Raw genomic sequence first — 13,346 nt, 5'->3', positions numbered from 1 at the left:
CTAGAAACACGTCTCCTGAGTGTATTCTAGATGCCGCAACTGACAATGCGATTTTCTTTAATTTGCAAAATCAAACGTTAAATAGCCGTCGATTTTGGGCATCACATCCGGTGATGCAATTAATGTCTGATTTTAAACAAGCGCTAATTAACCTTAGCTGGAGTGCGATAAAATAAGCGGGGGCCGAAATACAGCAATACTGCAAACATAAAAAATGCAAGATGTATCACCCACAATATACTCGGAATTACTGCTTTTCCTTCGTCTAGAGCACCACGCGCAGCATTTAAGCATACGACATAGATGATATATACAAGAATCGCCGGCATAAGTTTGCTATAGCGCCCCTGACGCGGATTTGTTCGGCTCAAAGGCACCGCGAGAAAGCCGACAACCAACACCAGTACAGGCAAAGACAAACGCCACTGCAAAGCGGTATTGGCTAAGCGGCTATCATCCTGGTATAGCTCCCAAGTGGACATGCCATCTGTCTCTGCTCTTTGCTCAATTGCATAATTAGGCTCTGGTAGTAACTGATAATACTCCTCAAAAGCCACTACTTCGTAACCCGTTTCGCCTGGACGTCCTTTGTAACGTTTACCATTTTTAAGCAACAAGAATTTTTTTTCGAACTCAGGGTCGACCACTGTTTTACCAGACTCAGCCACCAAAATACTGGGGGCCTCAAGCTCAGGGTTAGACGCAAACTCTGCAATAAAAACGCGGTTCAATTGCTGCTTATCTTTGCTAATAGATTCGGCATAGCTCACCGCTTGGCCATCATTTAACTCATTAAAACGCGCAGGCTTTAAGGTTTCAAAATCTGTGCGGTTGCGCTGCTCAGCTAACAACGCCTCGGAAGCTTTAATACCTTGAGGCCCCCAATACATGCTAAGAGAAGACACTATCAACGCCACAAATAAGGTGGTGATCATGGTATATCCAAGAATACGACGATCGCTGACGCCGCACGCCGATAAGACCGTCATTTCACTTTCTAGATATAAACGCCCGTAGGCAAGCAATACACCTATAAACAACCCTAAAGGCAAAATCAATTCAAGAAAACCTAGGGATTTGTAAGCCATGAGAGTCAGCAAAACGCCGGCATCAAGTTTACCCGCCGCGGCCTCGGCAAGAAACTTTACAAAACGCGCACTGAATATAATCATCAGCAACACCAAAGTGACAGCGAGCATGCTGGATAATACTTCTTTGGCTAAATAACGGAAGACGATCAAATAAACTGCTCCACATCAATATTTTGTCTTTAAGATATCATTATCTCGTGCGCACGAATTCTACCAGTTTAAATGAATAGGTGAAGTGGCACATTCATCTGCTTAGGGCTTATTCACGCTTTGCGTCCAGTTGGATCTATATTGACTATATTTAGGGATTCTAATTCCAAGCCATCCAGACACTTTAATATGTCCGTAATAATAGCGTACACTTAACAGCAGCTGAAAAAATAATACTAAGCCTTGAAAAACCGGCTCAAATTGAAGATTTCATGCACTTCTTCGTATACCACTTACATTTTAATAAATCGTTGGGCTATATTTTGCTCATCATCTATGATCAATATCGCAGCCCCCCACGTAATAGCGGATCTACTTTATGGAATTTATTGCAAAAAACACTGATATTCTAAAACTTAAAACACAATGCGCCGTCGTTTTTGCTCTCAATAATAAGCTACTTACTAGCGCTGAAAAAATAGACAAAACTCACCATGGTGTGCTCAGTAAAGCATTAAAATCTAAAGACCTCGGCGAGAGTCTAGGTAAATCTCTATGGATAAGCGTTCCACAAACCTCAAAAGAGCAGCCCTACGAGCGCCTACTACTTGTGCAATTAGGCAAGCCTGCTAAAGCGAAGACTACTGATATTAAGTGCGAAAGTTGGCGCAAAGCTTTGGTCGCCATAAACGCCGCTATTAATACCACTCAAGCAAAAGACGCCGCTGTATATGTGGATGATGTAAATATCCATGAATCCACAGAGAGCACATTAGCCCTTGCGACAGATCTCGCGTTAAGCGCAGAGAAAAGCCAGTACCGCTACGACACTACCAAAAATGAAGTTAAGTTGCCTGTCCTGAAAAAGATGACACTTGTTACCAGTGATATGAGTGCTGCTAAGCGCGGCTTAACAAAAGGCAAGTCACTCGGCTGCGGCATTAACACCACGCGTGAGCTTGGCAACCTTCCTGGTAATATTTGCACACCTCAGTACCTCGCAGATCAAGCAAAATCGTTAGCCAGCCAACATCCTAAACTTAGCGTTAAGTTACTTGGCGAAAAGCAAATGGAAAAACTTGGCATGGGTTCTTTTTTGTCAGTTGCTAAAGGCAGCGACGAAGAAGGCAAGCTTATTATAATGGAATATAAGAATGCCAAAAACGCTACCGCTCCTCATGTGCTAGTAGGCAAAGGCATTACCTTTGATACTGGAGGCATTAGCTTGAAGCCCGGCGCGGCAATGGATGAGATGAAGTTCGACATGTGTGGAGCGGCAAGTGTATTCGGCGCCATGCATGCACTAGTAGAAATGAACGCGCCTGTGCACGTGGTCGGCATTGTTGCCGCTGCCGAGAATATGCCTTCAGGTCGCGCGTCTAAACCCGGTGATGTGGTCACCTCTATGTCAGGCCAAACTATTGAGATTCTCAATACCGATGCTGAAGGCCGGCTGGTACTCTGTGATGCATTGACATATGCCGAGCGTTTTAAGCCCAAATCTGTGGTCGACATCGCAACCCTCACCGGTGCTTGTGTGATTGCACTAGGCAGCCATGCGACAGGACTATATAGTAACGACGACAAGTTGGCTGAAAATTTGCTCGCTGCAGGAGAAAAAACAGCTGACCGGGCATGGCGTATGCCACTTTGGGACGCCTACCAAAAACAATTGGATAGTAACTTTGCCGATATGGCGAATATTGGTGGTCGCGAAGCTGGCAGTGTTACTGCAGCATGCTTTCTCGCTCGTTTCACGAAAAAGTACAAGTGGGCACATTTGGATATTGCAGGTACAGCATGGCAAAGTGGCGCAAAGAAAGCTGCTAGCGGCAGACCGGTCGCTTTGCTGGTAGAATATTTGTTAAACAACTAATATTTATTTATGACGCTAATCGATTTCTACGTTTTACAAAAAGATGCTGTGGCAGAGCAGCATCACTTTGCTTGCCGTCTGATTGAAAAAGCGGTAAATAAAGGCAATAGAGTTATGGTGGCTACCAAGAATCACGAGGAAAGCAAAATGCTTGATGAGGCTCTTTGGTCATTCCGGCCAGAGGCGTTTATTCCTCACACCATTCATGGCGACGGCGAATCATCTGATACGCCCGTTGTCATCAGCCACACCGAAGACGATCAGAATCATCATGATGTCATGGTTAATTTGCGCTTGGAAATTCCATCACAATTCAGCCGCTTTAAACGGCTAGCTGAAATTGTGATACAGGATAATAAAGTATTAGCTAACTCAAGGAGCAGCTATGCTTTCTATAAAAAAAGGGGTTATCCCATAAATACACATAAGCTTAGGTAATATTATTTTTGCCTGTGGTCGTTTAAAATGCATATCAATCGTGTCAACAAAGTCCCCTGCTGAGTATTAGCGTGTGAGCACTAAGCCCAATAAACCAACGCCAAAAGAATTGTTAAAGGAACTGGAAGCGATTCATGCTTCGTTGCTTCCTGATGATGGCGCAACTGCGGAGAAAAATCTGCAAAGAAATAAAGGGCAAACAGCTCAGACACCGAAGGCTAAAACACAGATACCAACTACACCTGCTTCCAAGGAAGTGCCATTACGAGAACATGACAATGTTTCCCAGGCAATACCTTCAGAAGCAGACCGCGAGTCAACTAGACAGGAAAGCACAGGATCTATGACTGTATTACCAGGTCAACAATCTCTTTTTGAAGAAGCTAACAGCGCTAGTAATTCACAGCCAAACTACAGTGTGGAAGTTGAAACTCAGCAGCAATCGTCAGAAATAAAAACACAGGATTCAAATTTGGAAAACCCTTTTTTGCCTAAGCATGTTAAAGAACGTTTAGACAGAGAGAGATCCCTCTATCAAAAAGAGATCGATGCGGCTGCAAAACTGCAAAACCCCAATGCGCCATTGTCAGATATTGAAGATCACGACTCACTCATTGATGAATTGGTAAAGCTATACCTCCCTCAGATAGAACATGAACTGCGCCTACGCCTGAAAAAAAGTCTAGAAAAAGCAGAAAAGAGAGAATAGAAGATAACAATAATCGGTAACGAGCTGTTAACCACTATGCTCCTATTCGCAGATACTGATTAAATTGCACACGCATAAAATAATAAAACGAACGATAGCTGCTGCCTTTTTAAACGCCATCTAGCCAATTCCATCATAAAATATTTCTTGCTCTTCGACGGTATTTATCCAATAAGCCCTACCAGAGCATTCATAAATTAATATTTTTATTACGATAAACACATTTGTGCACTGCAATGAGACCCCATTGCAGGCTATAATCACTCCTTTTTTGTCTCTATCCACCAAAAATTCAGGCGTATTTCTACAACAATGGAAAAAACTTACCAGCCCTCAAATATCGAAACAAAATGGTACGACAACTGGGAAGACAGCGGCTATTTTGCTCCCAGCGGAGAAGGCTCACCGTATAGCATTATGATTCCCCCGCCCAATGTAACAGGCAGCTTACACATGGGGCATGGTTTTCAAGAAAGCATCATGGATGCGCTTATTCGTCATCAAAGAATGAAAGGCAGTAATACTCTTTGGCAGGTAGGTACGGATCATGCGGGTATTGCAACCCAAATGGTAGTAGAACGAATTCTTGATGAACAAGGTATTAAGCGCCACGACATTGGACGCGAGAAGTTTATCGAAAGAGTCTGGGAATGGAAGGAAGAGTCCGGTGGAAATATTACTCGTCAACTGCGTCGCCTTGGTGCATCACCCGATTGGAGCCGCGAACGCTTCACTATGGACGAAGGGTTCTCTCAAGCAGTGCAAGAAGTTTTTGTTCGCCTATACGAAGACGGCTTAATCTATCGGGGTAAACGATTAGTCAATTGGGACCCCAAATTACATACCGCCATCTCTGACCTGGAAGTTATCAGCGAAGAAGAAAAAGGATTCCTCTGGCATTTTAAATATCCTTTAAGCGATGGCTCAGGTCACTTGGTAGTGGCTACCACACGTCCTGAAACAATGCTTGGAGATACCGCAGTAGCCGTCCACCCGGAAGATGAGCGTTATCAGCATTTAGTGGGTAAAACCATCGATTTGCCTCTCACGGATCGTAAAATTCCCATTATTGCTGACAGCTATGTGGATAGAGAATTTGGTACAGGCTGTGTCAAGATTACACCCGCCCACGATTTTAACGACTATGAAATGGGCATGCGCCATAACCTGGCTATGATTAATGTGCTGGATGATGATGCCAATATTAATCAGAGTGCGCCCGAGAAATATCGTGGCATGGAGCGCTTTGCTGCGCGTAAGCAAATTGTTGAAGATTTCGAAGCCCTGGGCCTATTAGAGAAAATCGTCGACCATACACTCAAAGTTCCCAGAGGGGATCGCAGTGGTGTTGTTATTGAGCCTTATCTCACCAATCAATGGTACGTAAAAACGGCACCGCTTGCCGAGGAGGCGATTAAAGCAGTTGAAGATGGCAGCATTGGATTCGTGCCGAAGCAATATGAAAACATGTACTTCTCGTGGATGCGCGATATTCAAGACTGGTGTATTTCCAGACAGCTTTGGTGGGGCCACCGAATTCCCGCGTGGTATGACAATGAAGGCAAAGTCTATGTTGGTCGCAGTGAGGAAGAAGTTCGTCAAAAACATAAGCTAAGTGATGATCTTAACTTACAGCAAGATAACGATGTACTAGATACTTGGTTTTCATCGGGTCTGTGGACTTTCGGCACTTTAGGCTGGCCCGCTGATAATGATATGTTGGAAACCTTCCATCCCTCTTCCGTTCTGGTTACAGGCTTTGACATTATCTTTTTCTGGGTTGCAAGAATGATCATGTTAACCCTGTATTTCCGTAAAGAAGTACCATTTCACACGGTCTATGTTCATGGCCTTGTACGTGACAGCAGTGGTCAAAAAATGTCGAAGTCTAAAGGCAATGTACTCGATCCGATAGACCTTATCGACGGTATTAGCCTTGACGAATTAATTAAAAAGCGCGTTTCTGGCATGATGGTGCCAAAACTGAAGCAGAAAATAGAAAAACTTACCCGCAAGGAATTCCCTGAAGGAATAGCGGGCTACGGTACAGATGCGCTGCGCTTCACGTATTATTCATTGGCTTCGACCGGGCGCGATATTAATTTTGATGTTGGCCGCATCGAAGGTTTCAGAAATTTCTGCAACAAACTGTGGAATGCTTCCAATTACGTATTAATGAATACCGCTGAACATGATACTGCTGCCGACGGCTCCAGCGACTATAGCTTAACTCTTGCTGATCGTTGGATTATCTCCCGCCTACAGCAAGCCGAAAAAGCTGTAGAGGAAGGTTTTCAAAGCTACCGTTTGGATCTCGCGAGCCAAGCGATATATGACTTTGTCTGGAAAGATTACTGCGACTGGTATCTTGAGCTGACCAAGCCTGTTTTATGGGATGATAATATTGCAGACGATGTTAAAAAAGGCACCCGCAGAACGCTAATACGCGTTTTAGAGACAATTTTAAGACTAGCACACCCTTTAATGCCCTTTATTACTGAAGAGATATGGCAACGTGTCAAAACGCTGGCAGGAGCTGAAGGCAAAACCATTATGCTGGCGCAATACCCTATTGCCGATGAAAGTAAAATAGATAACCAAGCTATTGCTGATATCGAATGGGTCAAAGGTGTTATTGAAGGTATACGCGCAATTCGCGGCGAAATGAATATCTCTCCATCGAAACAGCTACCCGTGTATTTCCAAAACGGCAGCCAAGCTGATGAGCAATGTTTACAAAGTAATGCGCAGTTCCTAAAAAAATTGGCTCACCTGGAGCAAATTACCTGGCTTCATAAAGATGAGGAAGCTCCACTGTCGGCGACAGCATTGGTGGGAACATTAGAAATTCTCGTTCCGATGGCAGGTCTAATCGACAAAGATGCAGAAATCGCTCGTCTAGATAAGGAAATAGAGCGTATGCAAAAAGATTTGCAAAAAATTGAAGGCAAACTGGCTAATGCAAAATTTGTTGATAAAGCGCCGGAGCAAGTTGTACAAAAAGAGAGAGACAGGTTAGTTGAAATTCAGACATCTTTAGCTAAGCTATCTGAACAGAAGGGCAAAATTTCAGCTCTTTGATCACAATTAGCCCGACAGATTTTTCCATATTTCTCCGGTTGTTAAGGGAAGACTTATAGATCCCCCCTTCCCTTAACACAATAACTAATCGGCTAAACAACGCTATATATAATCCCATAACGAGCAAAAAATAAATAAAAGGGAGCAGGCTGAAAATAAATTTGTACATTAATAGTTAAAATTGAGCGTAAATACTTGGATTTGTTTATTTATAGTGCATTAAAATGAACTACCGGATAACAAACATCTGCAAGCCCGAAACGCGCAGAAAAATTTGCAGACAAAAATAAAAAACGGTGTATAAATAATATGTTAACTATGAAAATGCTTCGCAATTCCCTTGTGACACGAGTAATGGCAGCAGCCAACACACTGTTATTTGCAACACTTATTGCTTGTGGAAAAAAAGAACCAGAAGCTCCTGTGGAGCCTCCTCTTTTTGTCGGTAATGATTCAGAACCCGTGAATCCCGAAATTAAAATTGGCGTCGAAAGCTGTGATCGGCTATTGGAAAAATATCGCCGGTGTTTAGCTAAACTTCCTGAAAGTACTCGTCAGTCCATGCAAGTAGGACTAACCAAAGCCGAACAAACCTGGATAAAAACATCGAAACAGCCCAATAGCGAAGCAAAGCTTACAAGCGCATGTAAGAAAATGGATGAGAGCCTATCCCAAGTGATGAAAGCCCAAGGTTGTCAGTGGGATTAAATAATCTTCCCGGCGTCAGGTGCGCAGACAAAAATAAAAATTGTTTATCCCTTCCCTACTCCCTAGCGACCATAATATCTGACGCCAAAATATTTTAATACTTATATGAATGTATCACTGCGACAAACTGTCACATCGACGACGCTAAACTCAAGTGGTACATTCCTCGCTTATGTATTATTCATTACCTAAGGGCACCTCTGATATCTAACCTCTGATATCCAAATAGGAGTGTCCTGTAATACATAATTGTCAATGTAGCATTTTCTTCGGTGGTTTCTCTTTTATCCTGTGAGAAACCATCTTTTTTAGCGTCAGCTTTAGACTATTTATCTAAGGTTTTTGTTAAACTGATGGCACCACGAATCTGTCCTAATGAATAGCCAGTGGCTGCATCATCAGGATAATGTGTCATGATTTTTTGCTTTAACTCTCCACTGATATTTTTCCCATGGCAATTTAGACAAATAGCTTCGACACCCTGAGCTTTCATAAATCTATATTCGTTGTTTACTATTTTAGAATAATGCATAAGCTGTGCAGACTCACCTTTTAATTGCCGTTCATCAAATTCACGCAAGACCTCATATTCAAACGGGTCAGCGACTGCACTATGCAGATTGCGGGGTTGCAGACTGACACGAGATATAGACCAACCTGTTTCTAAGCTTAAGTTTTTAGCGATTTCAGGCGCAGCAGAAGAACAGACCTCAACTGCCGAAGTAAAACCACCGGACTGAATGGCACTTTTAAGAATGGGTTTCAAACGGGAAGAAAATGTCTTTGCAATAGCCTTTGCTTCCAGTGTCAACGCTTCAGAACTAGACTCGCTACTGAACGCTTTTATTGTTTTACCATCTTGCTCTGAGGCAATAGGCATATTTGTAAATAAGCCAAATAAAGTAATAACGAAAATAGAGAAATATGTCGTTTTCACAGCATGTTTACCTGTTAAGTTGGTCTCTGTTTTTTAAATAAAATATATTTTCTCTTTCAAAAATAACAGTGACTAAGACATATTCACGCTAATTTTATTTCTGTTGCTCGTCCCTAAATTACCTTCACGATATTTAATATGCACTAAACAAAAAAGCCCGAGTCGAAAAATGAGAGTTGGCGTCGAAGTCTGCCGTCGACTGCTGGAAAAATATTATCGATGTTTCAGCAAGCTTGCCGATAGCACACGCCCCCCGTAAATTAAGCTGACCAGTGCCAAACAAACCTGGATAAAAACAGTGAAGCAGATTAATGCCAATAAGAAAAAGGATGAGAGCCTCTCTTTGAACCTGTTGATTTGATCTTGGGTTGGCACTCGTCCTATACAAATTCTGAAAATTTTATAAATGATAGCTTAGGGAGATTCTCACGGTTCGAGGCTCAATAACATGATAATGAATGTCCTCAGTCTCTGTTCCTGGTGCTTCGCTGGATAGCCGTGAAGCATAAAAATAATCAATATCGTGATCATTGCTATCACTAAGATTCAAGATATCCGCTCTCACACTCCAGTCGGCCTGGCGAAAGCCAACGCGTAAATTAAAGATCGTACTAGAATCAGATTTTACAGAACCATCTTCAACAAGTGGTCGTTCACCAAAGTGTCGCGCTCTCAAGCTGCCATACCAACCCTCATTAAAATCCACATTCAGGCCTGCCTGGAGTACATTTTTAACGGCGCCAGGTATTTCATCGCCTTCGGGTGCTGAATCACTGAACTTAGCATCGGTATAGGCATATTCAAGGTCTATGCTGAAATAATCTGTAAGCTGATAATACGTCGTCAGCTCCAAGCCCGAGCGCTCAGAACTGCGGCTCGCCTCGGTATTACCCGCATCGCCGACAAACAGTAATTCGCTGTCCAACTCTAGTGTCCACAATGCGATAGATGTATTAAGCCGATCGCTAATAAAACCGCGCAAGCCCGTCTCATAACCGAATGATTTTACTAAAGGGTCTACCGCATCCACAGCGCTGCCATCAGATGGGTCAACTCGAATGGTAGTGCCACGTGCATCATTGGAATGAAAACCTTGGCCTGTAGAAACATAGCCTTCCCATTCATTGTCAAAGGTGTAAATCAAGCTCGATTTTATAGATACTAGGTCATCACTAGCGCTACCACTATTCGCACTCAAATCAACGTTATTTGTATTGGTGCCTACTCGATCATTAACACTAAAATCGTAGTAGTCGTAGCGCAAGCCCACAACACTCCTAAGGCGCTCACTCCAAGCAGTGCGATTTTCCCAGAATAAACCGATACTTGACTGTTCTACTTGGTCGCTGCGATTGACACCCAATCGACTTCGAGCCTGCGTCTGGTAAAGCCCTACTTCATCGATATCATCCACGCGCAGTTCAATACCAAATCGATTGCTCGTCTTTTTCCCTGCTAGCAGATTACCTTTGTGCAAATAGCTGAGTTGTCCGCCGTAGATGTTGCGTTCATCTACCTGTTCAAATTGGTCGCCATTATCGGGATCATCTAAGAAGTAAGTAAAATTTGACCAGAGATTCAGTGAGTAATCAATGAAATAGGCCGCCCCCTCCCAGGCACCTTGTTGCCATGTAGTACTTAGACTGTAACGACTAGAATCACCACCTACAGTATCATCAATTGAGCCCAATTCATCGATAATACCCTGCTCTACAGCCCGAAGAGGAATCTGGTCGGCGCTGTTCCAACTGTTGTCATACGCCATTACTGAGAAGCTTATGAAACCCTCTTTTAAAGGACGGGTATGCTTTGCGAGAACATTAATTTTATTCAGGTCTTCCTCAATGTCTGTCCACGGCCCGTCGTAGCGATTACCTTCTGCGGCAAATAAAAACTCTCCCCCGGCTAGAGCAACGCTATCCATGGCAAACAGCCTGTAAAACGAATCTTCACCCACAGTCGCGGTTATCAATCCGCGCTTTGCGTTTCGAATCGTCGTAATCTGTGTGCTACCAGCACCACTAAAATCCCCCACATCAGCATAGTATGCGCCTTTTTTATAGTCGAGTTGCAATACGGTCTCAGGTATCAAGAAATTAATATCGGTATAACCCTGCCCGTGTCCGTGAGTACGCATATTTACTGGCATGCCATCAATTTGGGTCGAAAAATCGGTACCGTGGTCTAGATTAAAGCCTCGCAAAAAATATTGGTTGGCCTTACCGGTACCACTATGTTGGGTTACTACCATTCCAGGAATTAGCTCTAATACTTCGCCAGTGCGTAACAAAGGGCGAAGTTCAATTTCTTTTTGTCCAACCACTCCCTCGGAAGCCGAAACGGCTTCACCAAGAAGATTCCTTTGCCGGCCTTCAATAATAATATTTTCAATATTTTGGTGTGCAACGACAGACTGACTGGTAAATGTAACCAATAAATAAATGTTCAGTCTTTTCATCATGGGTATTTCCCCTTTGTATCTCACTCAAGCTAAAATGTCTGGCTGATAATATGGCTAAACGTGTATTATCTAGCACCTTCTGAAAACCGATAATAGGTAGGCTTTTGTGAACCACTTGACCAACAAGCTAGGTCAACTTTTAAGCGAATTGTCACCCACTCCTAAAGCGCCAGCGCTCGGTGAAAGAGAGTTGGAAGTTATGAAGATACTTTGGCGAGGGAGAGCGCTTTCTGTTAAACAGGTATTGAACAACATTGCTGACCGTGAACTGAGTGTAAGCACTGTGCAAAGTACTCTTGAGCGCCTGCATAGAAAAAAATTATTGCATAGAGAAAAAGCCGGTAGACATTTTGTTTACCAAGCAGCCGTCACACAAGATCAAATAATTAGTCAGTTGCTTGGAGATATCACCGAGCAAATTTGCGATGGAGATATGGCGCCTTTAGTTTCTGGCTTCACTCGTTTTTATGATGAGAAATCATCCTGCCGAGATATGGCCAACCAGAGTAAGTTTGAAAATCTACTCGTTGATGTTAGCGATGATGAATCTATTTCTTAATGTTCTCTACCACATAAGTAGTTGGGTCATCATTTTTGTGGCACTTTCATGGCTTATCGCCAGCTTTTATCCCTTGATGTCTCGGATACTTACCAAAGTAACCGCAGAACACGCTGCACTTTGCATTCTGCTTTATGGGCTTCTCGTACCCTTGGCTGCTCCAGCAGGATTGATTGCCTTATCGTTGCCAGAGTTTGCTTTTCCTTTCATTGCTGACCATTGTCACGACCTCGATTGTACTCCGCATAGTCTCCAATTCACGGTCGACAAGACGCAAACCCTCACTATAATCGCTTTATTCGTTAGCTTGTTAATTGCTGTTTGCACAATGATAATTGTGCAATTGCGTTGGAATCAAAACAAACTCGACATGTTAAATCGTTTAGCTAGGCCTACTACTTCATCCTATAAAGTTTTGGATAGTAAGGCCGCACTGGCATGGTGCTCAGGTCTACTTAAACCCAAGATATTTATTTCTCGCGGTCTGTCTGAGATGCTTACCAAAGAACAGATGCAATTCGTTCTAGCACACGAACAAACACACGTTATACGAAAAGACAACCTGCGAAAATGGCTAATCTATTGGGCGACCATTGCTTGGCCCAAACGCTATAGAATACGAATTCGACAGGAGCTATCTGACTATACAGAACAGGTTTGTGACTTGGTGGCAGTGCAAAGTGAGCATCAAACACTTGAAATTTCACTAGTGATGGAAACACTAGAAAAGTGCTATTCTTCAATTGATAAAAATCATAATTCCAATGAGGCAAACGACTTTATAGCCAGAGCACAAATGCTGAAAAAGCATTGGGAATCACGCAGTGTTAGTCATAAAAACTCTACGTTTACTCACTGGCTTGCGACAGCATTTATAGGCAGTCTATGGTGTATTTCTATCATTTTAACTATCCACCTTGGTCATCCAGTACTGGAATGGTTGGCGGCTTAATTCTAAGGGTTGTCTAGAAAGCTAAAGGAGTAAGCTATCGGTAAGGACCACACTTTTTGCAGCCGGAACAAATGTGAACACCTTGTTAGCCTTTGGCATTATCTTGCATGACAATTATTTTCAAACCATTTCTCCAAATTTGGATTGAGCTTTTGCCAATATACACCGTGATATGAAGGCTTTTGCACTTCCAAAGCAATCAATAAAGCAGTGGTAAATAAACTAATTCCTACTGAAATTTCAACTGACAGTACACCAAATTTTAGGGATGTTGATGCACATACTATAAATACACCAGCCCAAATTAACTCAGGTATTCTTGACATTCTCGCTAGATTACAGAATAGAAAAAAGTGTGCAACGACAAATAATGTAATAAAACAG

General features: G+C 42.8%; 11 protein-coding genes. 7 read left to right on the top strand and 4 right to left on the bottom strand.

What is annotated here, in order from left to right; genetic code table 11:
- Positions 1 to 143 precede the first annotated feature (143 nt).
- Entirely contained in the window at positions 144 to 1,241 is a 1,098-nt protein-coding gene (gene lptF / locus BVC89_RS10170; RefSeq protein ID WP_086931089.1) for an LPS export ABC transporter permease LptF, read from the bottom strand.
- A 379-nt stretch (positions 1,242 to 1,620) separates the two neighbouring features.
- Here lptF and BVC89_RS10165 point away from each other — a divergent pair, with 379 nt between their 5' ends.
- The 5 genes from BVC89_RS10165 to BVC89_RS10145 all read left to right on the top strand — a co-directional run bounded on the left by BVC89_RS10165 (position 1,621) and on the right by BVC89_RS10145 (position 8,053).
- Positions 1,621 to 3,117 carry a leucyl aminopeptidase gene (locus tag BVC89_RS10165; RefSeq protein WP_086931088.1) on the top strand — a complete coding sequence of 499 codons (1,497 nt, stop codon included), beginning with the start codon at positions 1,621 to 1,623 and terminating at the stop codon, positions 3,115 to 3,117.
- Between the two features lie 9 nt (positions 3,118 to 3,126).
- Positions 3,127 to 3,555, top strand: coding sequence for a DNA polymerase III subunit chi (locus BVC89_RS10160; protein WP_086931087.1), 429 nt, complete (start codon positions 3,127 to 3,129; stop codon positions 3,553 to 3,555).
- Positions 3,556 to 3,628: 73 nt separating this feature from the next.
- A complete protein-coding gene (locus BVC89_RS10155; RefSeq protein WP_086931086.1) occupies positions 3,629 to 4,264 on the top strand; it encodes a hypothetical protein in 636 nt (211 codons plus the stop codon).
- A 312-nt stretch (positions 4,265 to 4,576) separates the two neighbouring features.
- On the top strand, positions 4,577 to 7,345 hold the full coding sequence (locus BVC89_RS10150) for a valine--tRNA ligase (protein WP_086931085.1): 2,769 nt from the start codon (positions 4,577 to 4,579) through the stop codon (positions 7,343 to 7,345).
- 309 nt (positions 7,346 to 7,654) lie between these two features.
- The gene (locus BVC89_RS10145) at positions 7,655 to 8,053 is read left to right on the top strand and encodes a hypothetical protein (RefSeq protein ID WP_086931084.1); all 399 of its coding nucleotides are present in this window, start codon (positions 7,655 to 7,657) and stop codon (positions 8,051 to 8,053) included.
- Between the two features lie 325 nt (positions 8,054 to 8,378).
- Here BVC89_RS10145 and BVC89_RS10140 read toward each other — a convergent pair whose 3' ends face one another.
- Positions 8,379 to 8,990 carry a Tll0287-like domain-containing protein gene (locus BVC89_RS10140; protein ID WP_216825127.1) on the bottom strand — a complete coding sequence of 204 codons (612 nt, stop codon included), beginning with the start codon at positions 8,988 to 8,990 and terminating at the stop codon, positions 8,379 to 8,381.
- A 400-nt stretch (positions 8,991 to 9,390) separates the two neighbouring features.
- Positions 9,391 to 11,451 carry a TonB-dependent receptor gene (locus tag BVC89_RS10135; RefSeq protein ID WP_086931083.1) on the bottom strand — a complete coding sequence of 687 codons (2,061 nt, stop codon included), beginning with the start codon at positions 11,449 to 11,451 and terminating at the stop codon, positions 9,391 to 9,393.
- Between the two features lie 106 nt (positions 11,452 to 11,557).
- Here BVC89_RS10135 and BVC89_RS10130 point away from each other — a divergent pair, with 106 nt between their 5' ends.
- Positions 11,558 to 12,010 (top strand): BlaI/MecI/CopY family transcriptional regulator, encoded by a 453-nt coding sequence (locus BVC89_RS10130; RefSeq protein WP_086931082.1) that lies wholly within the window; start codon positions 11,558 to 11,560, stop codon positions 12,008 to 12,010.
- Positions 11,991 to 12,962 (top strand): M56 family metallopeptidase, encoded by a 972-nt coding sequence (locus tag BVC89_RS10125; RefSeq protein ID WP_158657871.1) that lies wholly within the window; start codon positions 11,991 to 11,993, stop codon positions 12,960 to 12,962. The genes BVC89_RS10130 and BVC89_RS10125 overlap by 20 nt, the downstream gene beginning before the upstream one ends.
- Before the next feature lie 98 nt (positions 12,963 to 13,060).
- Here BVC89_RS10125 and BVC89_RS29670 read toward each other — a convergent pair whose 3' ends face one another.
- Positions 13,061 to 13,288 (bottom strand): hypothetical protein, encoded by a 228-nt coding sequence (locus tag BVC89_RS29670; protein WP_158657870.1) that lies wholly within the window; start codon positions 13,286 to 13,288, stop codon positions 13,061 to 13,063.
- Between the last annotated feature and the right edge of the window lie 58 nt (positions 13,289 to 13,346).

It is taken from the genome of Agarilytica rhodophyticola, from assembly GCF_002157225.2.
Taxonomy (GTDB): Bacteria; Pseudomonadota; Gammaproteobacteria; order Pseudomonadales; family Cellvibrionaceae; genus Agarilytica; species Agarilytica rhodophyticola.
The sequence above is the reverse complement of the archived record's forward strand: the minus strand, read 5'-3'. Positions and strand labels throughout refer to the sequence as shown.